General features: G+C 43.0%; 18 protein-coding genes. 8 read left to right on the top strand and 10 right to left on the bottom strand.

Annotation, left to right across the window (positions count from 1 at the left end; genetic code table 11):
• Nucleotides 1–77: 77 nt before the first annotated feature.
• A complete protein-coding gene (locus tag FW774_RS07095) occupies nucleotides 78–977 on the bottom strand; it encodes an AraC family transcriptional regulator (protein ID WP_149347478.1) in 900 nt (299 codons plus the stop codon).
• A 205-nt stretch (nucleotides 978–1,182) separates the two neighbouring features.
• On the opposite strand from FW774_RS07095, the gene FW774_RS07090 reads away from it, so the two are divergent.
• Entirely contained in the window at nucleotides 1,183–2,235 is a 1,053-nt protein-coding gene (locus FW774_RS07090) for a flavin monoamine oxidase family protein (protein WP_149347477.1), read from the top strand.
• A gap of 135 nt (nucleotides 2,236–2,370) precedes the next feature.
• On the opposite strand, the gene FW774_RS07085 is transcribed toward FW774_RS07090, so the two are convergent.
• The 7 genes from FW774_RS07085 to FW774_RS07055 all read right to left on the bottom strand — a co-directional run bounded on the left by FW774_RS07085 (nucleotide 2,371) and on the right by FW774_RS07055 (nucleotide 8,062).
• Nucleotides 2,371–3,579: an outer membrane beta-barrel protein gene (locus FW774_RS07085; RefSeq protein ID WP_149347476.1), complete on the bottom strand. Its 1,209-nt coding sequence runs from the start codon at nucleotides 3,577–3,579 to the stop codon at nucleotides 2,371–2,373.
• Nucleotides 3,569–4,147, bottom strand: coding sequence for an RNA polymerase sigma factor (locus FW774_RS07080; RefSeq protein WP_149347475.1), 579 nt, complete (start codon nucleotides 4,145–4,147; stop codon nucleotides 3,569–3,571). The genes FW774_RS07085 and FW774_RS07080 overlap by 11 nt, the downstream gene beginning before the upstream one ends.
• 105 nt (nucleotides 4,148–4,252) lie before the next feature.
• Entirely contained in the window at nucleotides 4,253–4,714 is a 462-nt protein-coding gene (locus FW774_RS07075; protein ID WP_149347474.1) for a protease complex subunit PrcB family protein, read from the bottom strand.
• A gap of 27 nt (nucleotides 4,715–4,741) precedes the next feature.
• Nucleotides 4,742–5,425, bottom strand: a complete 684-nt coding sequence (locus FW774_RS07070) for a DUF4397 domain-containing protein (RefSeq protein WP_149347473.1) — start codon at nucleotides 5,423–5,425, stop codon at nucleotides 4,742–4,744.
• Between the two features lie 188 nt (nucleotides 5,426–5,613).
• Nucleotides 5,614–6,162 (bottom strand): DUF6580 family putative transport protein, encoded by a 549-nt coding sequence (locus FW774_RS07065; protein ID WP_149347472.1) that lies wholly within the window; start codon nucleotides 6,160–6,162, stop codon nucleotides 5,614–5,616.
• A 735-nt stretch (nucleotides 6,163–6,897) separates the two neighbouring features.
• A complete protein-coding gene (locus FW774_RS07060; protein ID WP_149347471.1) occupies nucleotides 6,898–7,143 on the bottom strand; it encodes a hypothetical protein in 246 nt (81 codons plus the stop codon).
• 181 nt (nucleotides 7,144–7,324) lie between these two features.
• Complete coding sequence (locus FW774_RS07055; RefSeq protein ID WP_242457755.1) at nucleotides 7,325–8,062, bottom strand: DUF3291 domain-containing protein; 738 nt, start codon at nucleotides 8,060–8,062, stop codon at nucleotides 7,325–7,327.
• A 35-nt stretch (nucleotides 8,063–8,097) separates the two neighbouring features.
• On the opposite strand from FW774_RS07055, the gene FW774_RS07050 reads away from it, so the two are divergent.
• On the top strand, nucleotides 8,098–8,730 hold the full coding sequence (locus FW774_RS07050; protein ID WP_149347470.1) for a class I SAM-dependent methyltransferase: 633 nt from the start codon (nucleotides 8,098–8,100) through the stop codon (nucleotides 8,728–8,730).
• 664 nt (nucleotides 8,731–9,394) lie between these two features.
• Here FW774_RS07050 and FW774_RS07045 read toward each other — a convergent pair.
• Nucleotides 9,395–10,522 carry a lytic transglycosylase domain-containing protein gene (locus tag FW774_RS07045; protein ID WP_149347469.1) on the bottom strand — a complete coding sequence of 376 codons (1,128 nt, stop codon included), beginning with the start codon at nucleotides 10,520–10,522 and terminating at the stop codon, nucleotides 9,395–9,397.
• A gap of 195 nt (nucleotides 10,523–10,717) precedes the next feature.
• On the opposite strand from FW774_RS07045, the gene FW774_RS07040 reads away from it, so the two are divergent.
• The 5 genes from FW774_RS07040 to FW774_RS07020 all read left to right on the top strand — a co-directional run bounded on the left by FW774_RS07040 (nucleotide 10,718) and on the right by FW774_RS07020 (nucleotide 15,439).
• Nucleotides 10,718–11,437, top strand: a complete 720-nt coding sequence (locus tag FW774_RS07040) for a 3'-5' exonuclease (RefSeq protein ID WP_187774845.1) — start codon at nucleotides 10,718–10,720, stop codon at nucleotides 11,435–11,437.
• Nucleotides 11,413–13,320, top strand: coding sequence for a DUF294 nucleotidyltransferase-like domain-containing protein (locus FW774_RS07035; RefSeq protein ID WP_149347467.1), 1,908 nt, complete (start codon nucleotides 11,413–11,415; stop codon nucleotides 13,318–13,320). Before FW774_RS07040 ends, FW774_RS07035 begins: the two co-directional genes overlap by 25 nt.
• A gap of 289 nt (nucleotides 13,321–13,609) precedes the next feature.
• Nucleotides 13,610–14,239, top strand: a complete 630-nt coding sequence (locus FW774_RS07030) for a hypothetical protein (protein WP_149347466.1) — start codon at nucleotides 13,610–13,612, stop codon at nucleotides 14,237–14,239.
• Nucleotides 14,240–14,568: 329 nt separating this feature from the next.
• Complete coding sequence (locus tag FW774_RS07025) at nucleotides 14,569–14,931, top strand: PH domain-containing protein (RefSeq protein WP_197739813.1); 363 nt, start codon at nucleotides 14,569–14,571, stop codon at nucleotides 14,929–14,931.
• Nucleotides 14,932–15,067: 136 nt separating this feature from the next.
• On the top strand, nucleotides 15,068–15,439 hold the full coding sequence (locus FW774_RS07020) for a hypothetical protein (RefSeq protein WP_149347465.1): 372 nt from the start codon (nucleotides 15,068–15,070) through the stop codon (nucleotides 15,437–15,439).
• 6 nt (nucleotides 15,440–15,445) lie between these two features.
• On the opposite strand, the gene FW774_RS20380 is transcribed toward FW774_RS07020, so the two are convergent.
• Nucleotides 15,446–15,619, bottom strand: coding sequence for a hypothetical protein (locus FW774_RS20380; RefSeq protein ID WP_187774844.1), 174 nt, complete (start codon nucleotides 15,617–15,619; stop codon nucleotides 15,446–15,448).
• On the opposite strand from FW774_RS20380, the gene FW774_RS07015 reads away from it, so the two are divergent.
• Nucleotides 15,618–17,894 carry a TonB-dependent receptor gene (locus FW774_RS07015; protein ID WP_187774843.1) on the top strand — a complete coding sequence of 759 codons (2,277 nt, stop codon included), beginning with the start codon at nucleotides 15,618–15,620 and terminating at the stop codon, nucleotides 17,892–17,894. The two genes, FW774_RS20380 and FW774_RS07015, sit on opposite strands and share 2 nt — an antisense overlap.
• Nucleotides 17,895–18,013: the final 119 nt, after the last annotated feature.

Genomic DNA, 18,013 nt, shown 5'->3' with positions numbered 1-18,013 from the left:
TGAATGTTGTTTATGAAGCAAAGTTCTTTGATAGCCTATTATCGGTAGATGGGCAGAAAGGAAAACAAATGGTAATTTCAGGAAATCGATTTCCTGAACCCGGATGGAGAGATGGTTACCTGTTTTTTAAAATATTTTACGAAATAAGACGGATCGTCAAAACCTAAGCGGTAGCCGATCTGGTTTACGTTCAGGTTGGAATACAGCAGTAAACGCTGTGCTTCCAGGATAATGCGTTCCTGAATCATTTGCGACGGCGTTTTGTTCAACAACTGGTGGGTAAGGTCTGACAAGGTTCTGGATGATACAAAGAGTAAACGGGCATATTCGGTTACGGTGAACCCTTTATGGTAGTTTTCGTCTATCAGATTTATAAACTTAAGCAGTTGAACCCGTTTTTCGTCCAATACAAACGGAATATTGCTTTGAGCTTTGTCAGACTCATTTTTTCTGCGCTGTACCTGGATAAGAAAAGATTTGAGGTAATTTCTTAACAGTTCTTCCTTGCCAAAGTTATCGTTGTTGTCCAACTCCTGCTTTATCAGTGAGATGTATTCGTTCAAAATGCCTGCGGTATCTTTTCCAACCGGACAAACGGGCTGCTGGTAAGGATTATTGAACAGGTTACATTTCAGAAAAAGATCGGTCTCACTTTCTTTCTGAACCAGAAAGGCTTCGTTAAAATGAATAAGAATACCCTCATACGCGGTATTTCCGTCGAAGTAATGAACCTGGTTTTTTGCTACGGAAAAGATGGTATTGTCAAAAACATTGTAGGCTTTGAAATCAACGAAATGCGTTCCTTTTCCCTGTTTAAACCATAGCACCTGGTAGAAGCTGTGTATGTGCGGCCTGGTTGTTTCGTGCTGATGTTGTTTGATATAGGCGTTTAAATCATGAATAGCAATCTGCGGCTTATCAGGCTGATGCCTGTTGAGATGATATTCGTTAATCACGCTGCCGTTTTCTTGAGCCATAGCTTATCGGGAATCGGGATATTTTCTATCCTGTTTCATCCGTCGGCTAATTTAAAAAATCATCTCATGGGATGCTGTTTACTGAACGATAATTTGCCGGCGTTGCTGATAAGTACCATATAATTTCTCAAGTTTCCACTAAAAGAACTGGTGTGAAAAAAGAACTTCGCATCCTGAAAAGAAGGTTAAGAGCAACATTGCACGGATGAAATCAGAAGAAAGAATTATTATCATAGGCGGCGGTTTAAGCGGACTTACGTTAGCTTATTTATTATCGAAAAGAAACAGTAGTGCCATTGTGCTGGAAGCCTCGTCGCGATTAGGCGGAAGAATACAAACCATAAAAGGAGCACTGGAAACGCCGTTGGAATTGGGCGCCACCTGGTTTTCGGATATGCATCCAAACTTACTTTCCTTAATTGATGAACTGGGATTGCAGAAATATCCGCAATTTTCGAAAGGGATATCGCTGTTTCAAACCAAATCATTTGAGCAGCCTCAGAAGTTTTTTATTCCCGAAGCGGAAAATCCGTCTTACAGGCTTGCCGGCGGAACTCAACTGCTGATTGATGCATTAGCACAAAATCTGCCGGATAAGAACATCTGTTTGAACACAAAAGTGGCAGCCATCCAGGAAACAGCGAATGGGTTGTTATTAGAGACTTCGGGCAAGGAGAAATTGCAGGCAGATAAGGTAATTATTTGCATTCCGCCTCAATTGACAGCCACACAAATAAGATTTTCTCCCGAGTTGCCGGAAGCGCTATACGCCGTTTTACCGGCTGTGCAAACATGGATGGCCGGCGCTCTTAAATTTGTTTTGGAATACGAGAGTGCTTTCTGGCGAAATGAAGGTTATTCCGGAATGCTATACAGTCATGCAGGCATTATTACGGAGATGTATGATCACACCAATTTTGAAGAAAATAAGTTTGGCTTTACGGGCTTCCTGAACAGCGGTGCTGCAACATATCCGCAAGAGGTGCGGAGAGAGTTTGTTTTACGCCAGTTGGCCGAATTACTGGGAGAGCAGGCATTAACACCTGTTGCTTATTTTGATAAAATTTGGACAGATGAATTTATATCGGCTGGGGCTCAGGTTATTCAACGACCGCATCAAAACAACGGGCATCCGCTGTTACAGCAAGGTTATATGAACGGAAAATTGTTTTTTACCGGAACGGAAACGGCTGCTGAATTTGCCGGGTATATGGAAGGTGCGGTAATAGCGGCTAAATCTGCTGCACAGCGGATCTAAATGGAGCCAAGCTATCTGATGTAACTTTTATTCAGCCCGGGAAATTTGCGTAACGGCCGTATACTGACCGCACTAACGTTACCTGTTTTACGCAATGGTTGCAAAAACTTATACGGGCGAAACAGTGGCTGCTATCTAAAACTCGATACTGATACGCAAACCGCCCTGCATCAGCCGGATATTTTCTGAAGAAACCGTGCCAAACGGAACTTTTACAAACGGCCCGATATTGAGCTGGTTATGATTGCCCAGGCTGGTTTTTTTACCGGCAGAGAAGGTATAAAAGCCCAGGTAGCGGTTCAGCTTTTCGGGACTTTCCTCGGTTTTGTTCTCCGATACAAGACGTAATGCCTGCTGGGTTTTTCCGCTTGAGCTTAATGTAGGCATAGCCACGGTTTTTTCGGTTCGGTAATGGTATTCCATGCGATCGCGGATAACGGTCATGGCCAAAACTCCCGCGGTAGCATAAAAGCCGCTATGGGTTTTATATTGCAAGCCAAGCGGCACTTCTAAACCAGCCAATTCAAGGTTAAAGCCCTGTACTTCCCGGCCGGGAGTTCCGTTATCATTACCATCTGTGCTGGCATGCATGGATGAGTAGCCGATACCACTGTTCAGGAATAACTTATCGTTAATTCTATAGGCAATTTCCAGCCCTGTGCCAAAATTCAGTTTCTGATTGCCTACAGAAGGGGAGACTACCACAGAATATACCAGGTTTTTCCGTTCTTTTTTAGCCTGAGCCGTTTTAGGTGCATTGGTCAGGCTATCATACGCTGTACCGGTAGCCTTCGCCGTTTTCGGTTCTGTGTTTAAAATTGATCCATTGGGATGTGGTGACGGAGTTGGATGCGGAAGATCAGCTTCGGGAACCGACGGCTCATAATCCGGGTTACCCGGCTTGTTATCAGCTGTTTCTGTTATCCCGTTACCCGGTAAATGCTGATCGGCTTTATTTATAAGCGATAGCTTAGGTTCGCTGGTATTTGTTTTTGCCGGTTTAACGGGTTCGGCTAATTTAGCTGTAGGGTATAGCTGAACAGTCTTGCCCGGTTTAGCTTCTGCAGGCTGAACATTACCGGCTACTGCAACGGTATCCTGGACAGAACTATCGGATTTTGCCTGCTGCACAGTTGTAGCCGGTGGCTCAACGGTAAAGAAGCGGATACCCAGGTATGAAAACAATAAAAGGGCAGCGGCAGTGCCTGTTACCCGGAACAGTATTATCCGGTGCCGGCGTTTTTTCCGTTTCAGGAATTCTTCCCACGCTCCGGGCTTGTACGCTTCTTCATGAGCATGAAGAACGTCTTCTATCTGCTTAAACCACTCTTGCTCATTTTTCATAATACATACCCATAATTTTTTGATAGCGCTGTGCCAGTTGTGTCCTCGCCCGTGTAAGGTATACCCGGCTGGTGCTTGCCGGGATCCGGAGTTTCAAAGCAATTTCTTCGTGCGAAAATCCTTCAATTTCATGCATGTTAAAGATCAGTTGCTGAACAGGGGGCAAACGGTCGAGCAATGCCATTATATCTTTAAACGACAGTTTATCCGGCGATTCAATGGCGATCTCCATCATATCTTTATCTGTAATTTCCTCAACATATACTATTGTTTTTCTCGACCTGAGCCTGTCAATAGCCAGGTTGGCAGTTATGCGACTGATCCATCCTTTAAAGGCTTTATGTAAGGCCTCGGACGGGCCATCGAAAGTAAAGTCGTTAATGTTTTTAAATATCCTGAGAAAAGCATCGTTTACCAGCTCCATTACCATGTCCTGATCTTTAATGTATCGTAAGGTTACCCCATAGATATAGCCGTAGAACGACTTATACAGCAGCTCTTCGTACTTGAACTCCTTCCGGGTGCATCCTGCAATAAGTTCTTTTAACGTTGGTACTTTGTTTCCCACATGGTATTAGTTAAAAACCATTGCTGTGTACAATAGCAATGGTTCTGAATCTGCCGGCTTTATGGTAAAATTACATATTCTTGAGCTACAATGGGATATTTACCTTTAGTTTAGAAATATCACAGGTTTATCTGAACGGGGTATTTTGGCGATACAATAAGGCTGGGTGATAACCGAAGGAGCAGCTCCGTCGGGGCCTGTATACTTCACTTTCACCCATATACTATCGTCGTTATCTACAATGTTTGTAATATCAATAGCATGGCCGCCATTCATTTGTAGCTTATCAAAAATAGCAATAACCATGTACTGATCGAAGTCGATATCCGTTTCAGAAAAATCCTGCGATACATTATTTACCTGGTCTATCCGTTCTATCAGTTGATTCCAATCCCCGGTAGATCTGATAACACATTTTTCTTCAGGAATTTGCTCTTGCCCGTTTCCGTATAAATTACCTTTTGAAATTTGCGTTAAGCTGACCGGCGTTGGTATTACCGGCTTGTCGTCGCATCCGGTCATACCTATCAATACCGGTAGCACTAACAGCAATATAAATCTTTTCATGGCTGAGGAATATCAGAATCAACTAAACTAATAATTTCTGATAATTTCCCCGTCAGGGCCCTTAGTGCCGGTTTCCGTATAAATTCCCTTTGCCCAAATGGTATAAATATGACCGCTTGCAAGCGTAACGGCCGGCAGGCTTATCTTATCTGCTGTTGAGCCATGTTCGCGGATAACAAAGTTATATTGTACGTTACCATTAACGGCTGTAAAACCACTGTTTTGCTTATATTCTTTGTTGCTGATAAGGGTACTTCCGTCATTCAACCCCAGATCAAGAGCGGGTGCGTCGGGGCTCATATTCAGGAACCGGATACTTGCCTTGCCGGGATCGGGCTGGAATAAGCTGTCTTCCAGCAAAACGAATTCGGCATTGGCCCATTTACCGGCCAGAAACAACGAGTACATTTTTCCCTGTTCAAGAGTAACTTTACCTGACACTTTTTTATCACTTCCCACATAGGCATATACGTCCCTGGCTCCCGAATAGGCATTAACATAATCAATGTTATCGCCGTAAGAGAAAATGTCGTTATTCACCATGTTCTGGCCTATGAACAGATTAACAGCCGGCGCATCCGGCGAAGCATGGACAAGGGCCAATCCTGAAATGGCCGGAACCGGCTCGTCATGATGTTTCATACAACTTGCAGCAGTTAGTATGACTAACCCTGCTAATATTACTTTCTGGATTTGCTTTAAACGTTTCATAGTTTTCAATAATTAAAGATGATTAACCGTATTTACTATTGATGAAACGAGATGATTTAGGATTCCGCTACAGCGGATACGAAAAATTTTTTGCCATTGATAGCAGGTTAAAACAAACAAGCCCGCGAAATGAATTGCGGGCTTGCTTCGAGGTATCCGGACAGTACCGGAAAATGTATGTTTATTTCTTAGGATTTGCTGTAATTTAAAGACAGCTTTGGATAGCGTTTCTCCAGCAGGTAAAATCCGCCAAATAGAATAATGCCGTAGATAGCATCGCCGATAATCATATTCCGCAAGAATGGAAGCCCCATAATGTACGATTGAATGATGCCATTGATATTGTGCGGATACAATGAATAATCTGAATATACCACCGCTAAATTAGTGATCAGGAAAAATATAACAGCTCCCGCTATAGACGCACAGCCTACATTAAACACGGAAATGTTTTTTGCAATTACCATTCCGCAGATTACCATCGCAATAAAACCGGCGTACACTACCATGTTAAAGCCATTACCTAAAAAGAGGTCAGACAAAGCCATGGCAACCAGGGGAACAATTAGTGCCAGTCGTTTATCTTTAAACTGTGCTCCGGCAAATACCGCCAATGCACCAACCGCGGTGAAGTTCCAGATATGAGGAATAAATAAGGGCATGGCCCTGGTACCTGCAGCAAACACTACGAAAGCTACCAATACCAAAATACGTTGAATGTTTTCGTGACGAATCATAAGGTCAAAATTAGCAAAAAATATTTTTAATCACAGTCAATATGATGATATAAAAAACTGGTTTCGGTAAAAATAGGGTAGGGGGAAGTATGCAGGAAACCGGGAAATGGAATGTTAAAAGAAGCCTGTATGATGAGGTTGATTTACTCAGCTATCTCGCCTTAGAACAAGTGCTTTTTTGAGATTTCAAAATAAAATTTGGCGAAAAATGGCTTCAAAATTTAATTTTGTAAATTTTATAAAAATTTGTAAATCAAATAATTAATATTACAGTTCTGTAGATTATATTTAAGTTATGCTATTTATTTGCTTTGGATTTTGCTTTCTTGTATCCTTTTTTCAAAATAATATTTTGTTTTAATATATAATATATTGATTTGCAGATGTGTGAATATATTTTATTGAAGTATTTGTGGCGTTTGATATTGAGAAGCCTAATTGTTGTATTACTCAATTGTTATTCACCCTTTCGCTGCCTTATGCTTCACTTTTACGAATCGCCGGAACTTCTCTTCGCTCAACCTTACTGTTTTCTACTTTATCTTTCTGTCTTGTTTCTTGAATCCATGTTTTTGCCTCTCTCTTGCTTCCCGGCTATACCATCCACCATGACGTACGTTCCCTGTCCATCATCTGTCAATCGTCCACTGTCCATTGTCAACTATCCATTATCCATTATCCATTGTCCATTGTCCATTGTCAACTATCCACTGTCCATTATCCACTGTCCATTGTTTACTGGCTACGGGAGTACGCCGCCCTGAAATCTGCCGACATCAATTTGAAACGCTCTATAACGCTTTGTATAAATTCCTCATCCAGCAACTTAAATACGTCGTCTAAACCGTTGATCAGATCCATCTCTGCCAGCTTATAGGTTTGTTCTAACGAGCCTTTTTCAATCTTAATGATGAACTTTCCGTTCATGAAAAATATGGTGATCTTACAATCGGGACGTGGTAATTCTGCAACAACTCTCATAATGTAACTTTTAATTGGCTTTTAACTTTTGGCTTTTAGCCATTAGCTTTTGGCTTTTAGCCTTGGGTTTTAACTTTCTACTTTTAACTTTCTACTTTTAACTTTCTACTTTTAACTTTCTACTTTTAACTTTCTACTTTTAACTTTCTACTTTTAACTTTCTACTTTTAACTTTCTACTTTTAACTTTCTACTTTTAACTTTCTACTCTTTAGTGGGTCTTTTCCTTTAATGGTTCCGTCGGTTTTAATGGGTATAAAGCGGGCGAACAGCTCTTCGCTGTACCAGTTCTCTTCACGGGTTTTGCGGATAACCTGGCTATGCTGTTGCGATTGATAAGCGAAAGTTTTCATGCTATCCGCATCCTGCCATATAGAGAATGTGGCCTGTAAAAAGAGTGGGGCTTCGCCGATGCTAAACGAAGTAATGTAACCGGGAGCCTCAGCCATCATTTTGGCAACATCAGCTACGTGTTTCCAGAAGCTTTTTACCTTAGAAAGGCGAATAGTTGCCCGTGTGAGCACAACAACCGGGCCCTCATAGCTGCTTTTCTGCTTATCTGTGGCAAAAGGATTTTTACCGTTCCATTGTCCGTGACTGGATAAGGGCTCGCAGGTAATAGTCCATAATTCGCAGCCAAAAAAATGCCACCATCTGGCTATGAACGATGTCCGGTAAAACCGGTCGCAATCATCTTGTGTTTTCCAGACAGTTAACAATGCCCACTGCTGTAAATCGGGCTGAAGTGTAAACTCTCCGTTTTTCCCGCTTCCCAATAGTTTCCGGAATGTGCAGCCTTTTGTTATAAGTAACGGCAAACGATGAACAGCCATTGCCAGCAGGGCAAAGGGAATGAATCTTTTTTTATAACGGATAATGCTCAACGATACGATCACGTTCTGTTGGGGGAATTTGTTCAAAAGTAATCAATTGTGCAATATTGTAAGGCAACATCATGAAAGGAGAGTATAACAATTACGATAATGCCGCCTGGTTTTATGACCGGCTTTCTGCATTGGTATTTGGCAAGGCATTGCGGATGGCCGAACGTTATGCATTATCTTATATCCCGGCTGGCGCTACCGTACTGATTGCCGGTGGTGGTACAGGACGCGTCCTGGAAGATATTGCTCTTATACATCCATCGGGGTTAACCATTATTTACGTTGAGCTATCTGCCAAAATGATTGCTCATGCCCGGAAAAGGCAGACTGGCGCCAACCGGATTGTTTTTGTTAATCAGCCGGTTGATACCTATATACCTGAAGAAAAGGTTGACGTAATAATCACTAACTTCCTGTTCGATAATTTCTCATTATTTTATGCTGAGCAGGTATTTAACAGGTTGAACGCCTGTTTAAAGCATCATGGTAAATGGTTTTATACAGATTTTCAGATTGTTGGTAACAGTTTCTGGCAACGGGTACTGCTGCGGATGATGTATGCGTTGTTCAGGTTGTTGTGTAGGGTACAAGCCTGTAAATTGCCCGGGATGAAACAATTTTTTGAGAAATATTCCTACCGGCAAGTAAGTCGCGATGTGTTCTTTAAGGGTTTCATAGAGGCGATGGTGTACGAAAAATATTAGAAGATGTTTAAAACTCATAGATATGGTAATTATGGATGGACAGTGAAGACATCATAGCTTCAGCCGGGGCTGACCAAAAAGTCAAAAAGCAGCGTCATTTCGATCCCTCCCGTACGTACGGGACCGGGAGAGGAGACCACGAAGTAGCTGCGAAGCAAAATTTTCTTCCTAAGTACTTCTGTCTGTGCTGCCACTTCACTTACTGCTTTTCACTAATAACTGTCTAGAAATCAATAGATTGATAGTGGATTCCTAAAATTAACCTGACGCCTATGCGAAACTTCGGGATCGGGATGACGGGAGCTTTTGGTCAGCCCTAATAAAACATTATTTTATGAAATTTAAAATGTTCTTAACGGATCATTGCAGTGGTTATTAGTTTCTTGCATTGCCTGAAGTTAACTAAACCGGATTGAGCGGACACCGGCCTTGTGCGGTTAGGCCCCACGAGGTATCGGAGGCGTATGAGCGTAAAGCCGGACTACCGCAACCGATAATACGCGGGTTATGCTTTTCTGGAAAATTAGTTGCTTGGCCTTACCCCAACCCTAGAACTGGTATTGAGTAATGAGTATTGCGTATTGAGCCTTACACCCTAAACCTTCTACCTTTTGCCTCTCTATGTCTTGTCTCTTGATTCTATGTTCTTGTTTCTGTCCAAAAACTACCCTTGCCGTATTTTAATAACCATGCCTTCTTTCAACGGATTGGTGTCAGTAAGGTTGTTAACCGACTTGATCTCGTCTTCGCTGGTGTCTTTGAATTTGCTGGAAATAGATTCCAGCGTATCGCCATGCTGCACGGTGTACATAATTACGTAACGGGTTTTTGCCACTGCCGGTTGCGCAGGAGCATCCGGTTTGGGAATGGGCAAGCCTAATAATGCGCAAACAGCGTTATACTGGTAGCCAGGCATAACAGGCAGCACCAGGTTTACGGGCCTGGTTTCCGAAGCTTTAACGGTTAACGTTTTATACGCCGGGTTTAACAGGCAAATGGTATTCAGGCTGGTATTGGCCGTTTTTGCAAGTACGTCTAATGCGACGGGCTGCTTAACGGTTACCGTTTGTGTTTCGGTGGTGAAATCCGGCTCAATGGGGTAAATGCCGTGCCGCTGGTAGTTGTTCATGATGTAAACGGTAGCGATATAGGCTGGTACATAATTTTGCGTTTCTACGGGCAGGTAAGGCCTGAGCGACCAATAATCTTTTGCCCCGGGGGCTTCTTCCATAGCCCATTTGATGTTATTGCGACCGCAATTGTACGAGGCAATAGCCAGCAGCCAGTCGCCGTACATATTGTACGAATCCAGCAGGTAGCGGGCTGCCGCTTTACAGGCAATGGCCGGGTCGCGGCGCTCGTCGATGGTGTCATTAACGGTTAACCCGTATAATTTGCCCATTTCGTATAAAAATTGCCAGGGGCCGGCAGCTCCGGCCGATGAAAGTGCATAGGGGTTAAGTGATGACTCGACAATGGAAAGATATTTCAGTTCTTCGGGTACATTGTTCTCTTTTAACACTTTCTCATAAATCGGGAAGTAATATTTGGATAACCCGACAACACGGGCAAAGCGACCTCGTTGATTGGCCAGGTAGCTGTCTATCATGTTTCGTACAGATGGGTTATAGGTGAGCGGAACCACGTTTTGCAAGGCTTCGAGCGATATTTTGTAATATGCCGGGTCGCCGGCCATATATTTCTCCGGCGTTGAAGCACTGCTTGTTAACGGTCTACCCAAAATCAGCACACATCCAAAAAGTACAGCTAACACGGTATGCTTTCTCATCATTTTAATCACAATTAAAAATCCCCTTTTGCTCCTAATATATAAAATCCGGACAGAAATGTCAAGCAATAGATATTAACGCATGTGCATATAACGTATATTTTGCAAATTATTTTATACTGTACTTGTATATTTGTAGCTGATACGAAATGAGTTAACATCTAATCCTAAGCCCGGGTATTCATTTATATTGATTCTGTGAGAGATTATCTGCTATTTATTGATACCGAAACCTCAGGGCTACCACGCAAGTGGAATGTGCCATATTCCAAGGATAAAAACTGGCCCCATGCGGTGCAGATGGCCTGGGTGGTTTATACCAGGAATGGCGATATGGTTAAACAGGAAAATCATTACATCAGCGATTGTGATTTCAATATAGAGCCTTCGGCCGTAAAGGTGCACGGCATAACCCGTAAATTTTTAAATGACAATGGCGTACCCCGTGTGGAGGTACTGTCAAAACTGGAAGAAGACCTTAACCAATACCAGCCCATTGTGGCCGGGCATTTTATGGAGCTGGACTATCATGTTATCGGGGCCGATTTTTCCCGCATCGGTAAAGATAACCCGCTTAAAAATTTCCCCGTGTTCTGCACCATGCTTGCCACGCGGCACCTGGTGCGTAATCCTGCTGTCAATTACCTGCGGCTCAATGAATTGTATACCATGCTTTTTGGTAAGAAATTTCATTTTCAACATAATGCCTTAGCCGATGCGCAGGCAACAGCCGAGTGTTTCTTCCTGCTCATCAGGCGAAATGACATAAACGAAGAACAATTAGAGAAGCAAAGCCGTATAACGATAGAAGGGTACGAGGTAACTGATAATCGCAGCCGGACACTGCAGCTCATTCTACTGATTGTACTTATTATTTTAATTATTGCCTGGATATGGGTAGTAAAGCGGAGCTTTTAAAAACAGTAAAGCCTTTTGATAGTTTACCCGGGGAAGTTTTGCAGGGCGTTGCCGAAAGCCTGCAGGAAACCCGGTATAAAAAAGATACGGTAATATACCAACAGGAGCTTACCAAAATGAAGGGCGTGGATATTATTGCCGAAGGCGGGTATGAGGCTTTTTATTACGACAGTACGCACCATAAACGGATGCAGGAGCAGTATGTGTCCGGTCAATGTTACGGAGGGATTTCTATTTTATTGAACCGGAAACGCTCATTGCGTACCGTAATAGCCCGGAAAGGTACATTGGTCTACACATTGCCTCGTAAAGATTTCAGGAACCTGTGCAAGGCCTACGATGAGTTTTTCCGGTATTTCATGTCCGGTTTTGCCGCCCGGATGCAGGATGACGAATTTGCCCATTTTTTTAAACGTCCCAATGCGTTCCAGGAAAGCTATATTGCGTCAGAACAATTGTATTCCCGCCGCCTGGATGCTATAGAACATCGTGATATTGTGTGGTGCGGCGAGGATACGCCGGTTTATGAGGCCGCTCAGAAAATGGCCGCAGCCAGGGTAAGCTGTATCTTCGTAAAAGACGGGGCGAATAACATAACCGGCTATATTACCGATATTACCTTACGGGATAATGTAATTGCCCGCCGGTTTAGCCCGGATGTTCCGGCAAAAGATGTGATGGATAATCCCATTGTAGCTATCGATGCCGATGCCTACATCTACGAGGCTTTATTAATGATGTTTCAAACCAAAACCAGGTATCTCCTTATCCGTAAAAACAATCAGTATCTCGGTTTTATCAGTCGTAATAAGCTGTTGAGCGAGCAGGCGCAATCGCCGCTGGTATTTATACAGTCGGTAAAGCTGGCGCTCTCGGCCGATGAGCTGAGGCGGAAGTGGGAGCAGGTTCCCGGGTTTGTTAACCAGCTATTGAGCAGGGGAGTACATGCTGAAATTGTGAACGAGGTAATTACCACCATTGCCGATACCATTGCCCTGAAAGTTATTGAAGGCGCCATTGCCGAAATGGGTACGCCGCCCTCGAAATTTGCATTTGTGGTTTTAGGCAGCGAAGGCCGTAAAGAGCAAACCCTTAAAACCGACCAGGATAATGCCATTATTTACGAGGACAAAGCCAACGAGCAGCGTGAAAAGGTACGGAAGTATTTCCTGAAGTTTTCGGCGCTGGTTTCCAAACGGCTCGATTTTATCGGGTTTAGCTACTGTACAGGCGGCTATATGGCAAAAAATCCCAAATGGACACACTCGCTGTCGCACTGGAAACGCAATTACCGGCGTTGGATGGAAGAATCGCTGCCCGAAACCGTGATTAATTTCTCGACCTTTTTTGATTGCCGTTGCCTTTACGGCGATAAAACCATCGTAGACGACCTGAACAACTTTTTAGACGAAGAACTGCAAAAGCCAATGGAGAAATTGTTTTTCTATATGGCTAAAAATGCACTGCAATATGAACCGCCGCTCACATTTTTCAGAAATATACGTACCACCACCATCGACAGCCAGGAGGTATTTGACATTAAAAAAGCAATGACCCCGATTGTTGACCTGGTGCGTGTGTACGCCCTGAAGCATCGCATTTTTGAGCAGAATACCGGTAAACGCTTAAAGGCGTTACAAGAGAAAGGTGTTATTTCAGAAACCGAATTTCACGAGCTGATGCAATCCTATTATTACCTGATGGGCATGCGGCTCAAACATCAGGCCATGCAGATTTCGCAGGATAAAGTGACACCTGATAACTACATCCACGTTAAGAACCTTACCCGCATTGAGCAGGTCACGCTGAAAGAGATATTCAAAACCATCGAAAATTTTCAAGGCGGCATCAAAGTAAAATTCACCAATAACCTGTTTGGATAGGCCGGTTGAGTGGAGAGTGGAAAGTTAAAAGTTGCGGTGTGGGTTCAGTTGAATGTCTTAAAGGTTGGTTGATTTTTAGAAAAGCGATGCTTGTACGGCTTTGGTTCCGATAGCCCGGCTGTACGCTCATACGCCTGCAAGCATTACGCACGAGGCCGGTATCCGCTTCCATTCGGTTTAGTTTACGCGGAGCAGCGCTGCTTTTTATGGTTCTTACTTATCTGTTTAAGCGTGAATAAGTTGCGTATATTTGGGTGTTGTGTGCCATTACCTGACAGAACATCCACTTATGGGAAATTTAAAGGATGAATTAAAAATCAAACTTGAGAAAACTCTTCACATTTATGTCTTTGCTCAAGACTCATTTTTATACACTGAATATTTTCACAATCCTGACACTGTCGAAGAATTAGAACTAATAACAAAATCAGCACATAAAAAATCATTATCAATGATGATGCATTTAATGTTCAGAACTCTTGTTATTGAAATCTCTAAACTCTTTAGCAACTCAGGAAACGATAAATTTCAACTTCAAAAATTAATTAACTCTTTATCAAAATCAGGGCATTTTAGAAAAATTGGAGTTCCAGAAGAGCATATAAATAATTGGAACGGTTTATTAAAAGAAAATGAAAGAACAATTCAAAGCATACTTACATTAAGAACGAAATTATATGCTCATACAGACAATTCCCTAACGGACTTTAGTACGATTGATATTACGTTTAAAGACATAAAAAAGTTACTAGATATTGCAGCTCAAATATTGAAAAGCCTTTATAGTGACATATACGACACAGACTTATTTTTAAGATCACCTACTTTCGACAGAGAAAGGTTTGGGATTTTAAAACTTCTAGCAAAAGCGGAAAAAGAAAGAGTAGATGCGATTTATAAGAAATATAGATTGCGATAAAATAAAACCGGCACACAACATCGTATTGGCAATAGGTGGGCTGGAAATTAACCTCATCTTTTGTGCTACTATCATCGCCTTCGCCGTTTTTCTTGGCAGAAAAACGTAAATTAGCTAATAAAAACGGCTGCGGCTTACTGATGTGGAAGGGCTGAACTTTGGGTTCGCTATTTTCCGTCCATCGCCAATACGCCGCCGTTAGTGGCAAGTGTAGAACGATGCACCGTAGAACAAAAAGCACAATTTTCAAATGAAGAAAGTATATAACTCAAAAATCGGACTTGAATTGGTAATACCTCTTAATTCTTATTTTAGGGACAATTTTGCTTTTGACTGCAAGCGAAAAGCCACATTGGATAGGACCTGCAATCCTTTTACCGGTAATTATTTTTATTGTTCATGTGTTTTTGACAACAAATTATACTATCAAGGATGACGAGCTGACAATTAAATGCGGCTTTTTGCCCAATAAAACAGTTGACATTAAAACAATTAAGAAAATTACAGAGACCAATAATCCCTTGAGTTCGCCAGCCACTTCTATTGACAGATTAGAAATATCATACGGAAAATTTGACTCAGTAATAATATCACCAAAACTAAAAATGGAATTTATTAACGACATAACTACCTTAAACCCGAATGTAGAAGTTAAGTTCAAGAAGAAAAAAGGAGAAACATTAGACAAATAAAAATGGTAATCACTAACCAACCACTAATTACTAACTACTAACAACTAACCACGGCTCATAACCGTTAAAGCAATTAAACAATTAAATCAGTCACAATCTTGCTACAATTATAACAGATCATTACCTTTGTACCGGTATGTTCAGGCAAATTACGGCTGCATTTTTGATACTTGCTGTTTTATCGGCGAGTTTCTCGCGGCTGTTTGTGTATGCCGGCTTTGAATTAAATAAAAAGTACATCGCTACATCGCTTTGTATCAATCGGGATAAACCACAGCTGCAATGTAACGGTAAATGTTATCTGACCAAGCACCTGCACCAGGAAGACGAAAAAGAAAAAAAGGCTGATAAAAATGTACAGAAAACAGCTTTCCAGGATGTCTTCATTGTTGAGCAGGCTATCACGCTGGATCCGGCAGTAAAAACAATTGGCGAAAAGGCCTTGCCGGAACTATCTCTTAACTTTCCACAACGTCCCGCAGTAATATTTCATCCGCCAAAGGCGTGATCATCATTATTTTATTATCCCTGATCCGGTAACCTGCAACCTTGTATGCCGGTAGTCCGGTAATTTATGTTGTTTCCAACAGCTATTGTTTAACGGTATCGCCCCGGGCAGATGCCATGCACCGTATGCTGTTAAATCCTTTTCAATGATGATCACGTTCAGAACTCTTATAATATACATGGCTTTATGCCTGTTTTCAAACGCTTTGTTTGCACAAAGCCAGTCCGTTAGCGGATACATTTACGATTCACAAACCGGTTTGCCGCTGCCGGGAGTAACCATTAAAACCCAGGATAATGTGGCACTTACCCAATCGGATAGATCCGGGTATTTTAAAACAACGGTTATACCGCCTGCAAATACGGTCAAGGCGGTGCTAATTGGCTATAAAACCCAATCGGTAACGCTTGGGCCCGAGACCAATACATTAAACATACAGTTACAGGCCGATGCCGTAAACCTGAACGAGGTTCGGGTTACCGGTTTTGATGGCAATAAAACCCGGAAAGAGACCGCCGGTTCGGTAGCTTTACTTACATTACAAGATCTGTCTAAAGGAAGTACCCTCTCCCTGCAATCGGCGCTGAATGCTGTTCCCGGGGTGCGCATGGATCAGAGCACCTTATCCGAAGCACGCATTTCTATCCGTGGCAACGGCGTACGGGCCTCGTATGGCATCCGCAACATTAAAATTTATGTGAACGATATCCCGGTTACCGAAGCAGATGGAACTACCCGTATTGAAGCGCTCGATGTGAACAGTATCGGTCGTGCCGAGATTATCAAAGGCCCTGCCTCCAGCATCTATGGCGCAGGAACCGGCGGGGTGATCAATTTCCAGTTACAACGTTCGCCGTACCAGGAAAAAAGCCTGGAAGCTTCGGGACTGGTGGGCGCCTATGGCTTGCACCGGCTGGCAACAACCTTCCGCAGCGGTGGTGATAAAATGAATAGCTATGTGTCGTATGGCTGGCAGGAATACAACGGCTACCGCGAACATAGCAACGATATGCGGCGCTTTATTACCGGCAACTTCCAGCTATTCCCTTCTGAAAAACAGCAGATTACCTTATTGCTGAACCGCACTACCCAGTATTCGCAGATCCCCGGCTCGCTCACAGCCGCACAGGTGGCAGAAGATCCTTTACAGGCCAATGCCAGTAACTTGGATAAAGCCGCAGGGCGTTATCAAACCTGGACACGCATTGGCATCGGACAGCAATACCAGTTTAACAGTAAATTCAGTAACAGCACCAGCGTGTTTACCTATTTTTATGATCTGAACCATCCCTTGCCGTATGCTTATCTGCATAATTATTACCAGAGCTACGGTGGTCGTACCCGGTTTATGTATAACCCGGGTTTCAGCCATTTGCCTACACGCTTTACTATCGGCGCCGAGTTTAATAACGGGCTTACCAAAGGCACACAATACGTAAATAATCATGGTACAGAAGGCGCCCCGAATGCCATTGTAGATTATGATAATACCGCTTACGCGATATTTTACCAGTCGGAAACCAACCTGGATGCCCGTACTGTGCTAACAGTAGGGGTGAGCTACAGCGGCCTGAAATACGATGTGGATAATTATCTAAACAGGGAACAGAGCGGTATAAAGAAATTTAAGCCGCAGGCTTCGCCGCGAATTGCGCTGAGCCATGATTTTGGGAGCTTCCTGAGCCTGCATGCCAGCGTAAGCTCCGGGTTTTCTCCTCCTTCCAGCTCAGAAATTAAAAATGTGGATGGCTTGATTAATCCCGCGATACAGCCGGAAAAAGGGATCAATTATGAGCTGGATGCTAAAGGAAACCTGTTTAACTCCCGCTTAAGCTATGACCTGGCCTTGTTCAGGCTGGATATGAAGGGCGAGCTGATTGCGCAATCGGTACAGCAAAGCATTACCATTTACAATAATGCCGGTAAAACCCGGCATGATGGTGTTGAGCTGGCCTTGTCATACCAGGCGATCAAACCGGATGAGCACCTTTTTGTAACCATCTTACGGCCTTATGCGGCAGTTACTTATTCTGATTTTCGTTTTACCGATTACAAAATACTGGATGCACAAAATAATGTAACGGCCAGCTACGGGGGTAACAAGCTTACCGGCATATCGCCGTGGGTGCTTAGCGCCGGAATAGATGTTGAGACCCACCCGGGATTGTACCTGTATGGAACATATTTATACAACAGCCGCTTGCCGCTGAACGATGCCAACACTGCTTTTAACCCTGAGTACCACGTGCTGAACGCTAAGCTGGGTTATAAAAAGCAATTGGGAAAGGCATTTGAGCTGAACCTGTACGGAGGTATAGACAACATCCTGAACCGGGCTTACAGCTCTATTGTTTCGCTTAATGCCGTTGGCTATGGTGGAGCACAGCCCGCCTATTTCAACCCATCGCCTAAGCGTAACGGTTATGCCGGCGTGGGCATTAAATACCTGTTCTAAGTCAAAATTGAAAAATCAAAACCCCGCCAACTGGCGGGCTCATTGACACCTTGTAAAGTAATTAAAAAACATATCAATAATTGAAAATTACTAACATGCTAAAAACCAGAAATATAAGA

This window comes from Pedobacter sp. BS3 (genome assembly GCF_008274585.1).
Classification (GTDB): Bacteria; Bacteroidota; Bacteroidia; order Sphingobacteriales; family Sphingobacteriaceae; genus Hufsiella_A.
The sequence above is the reverse complement of the archived record's forward strand: the minus strand, read 5'-3'. Positions and strand labels throughout refer to the sequence as shown.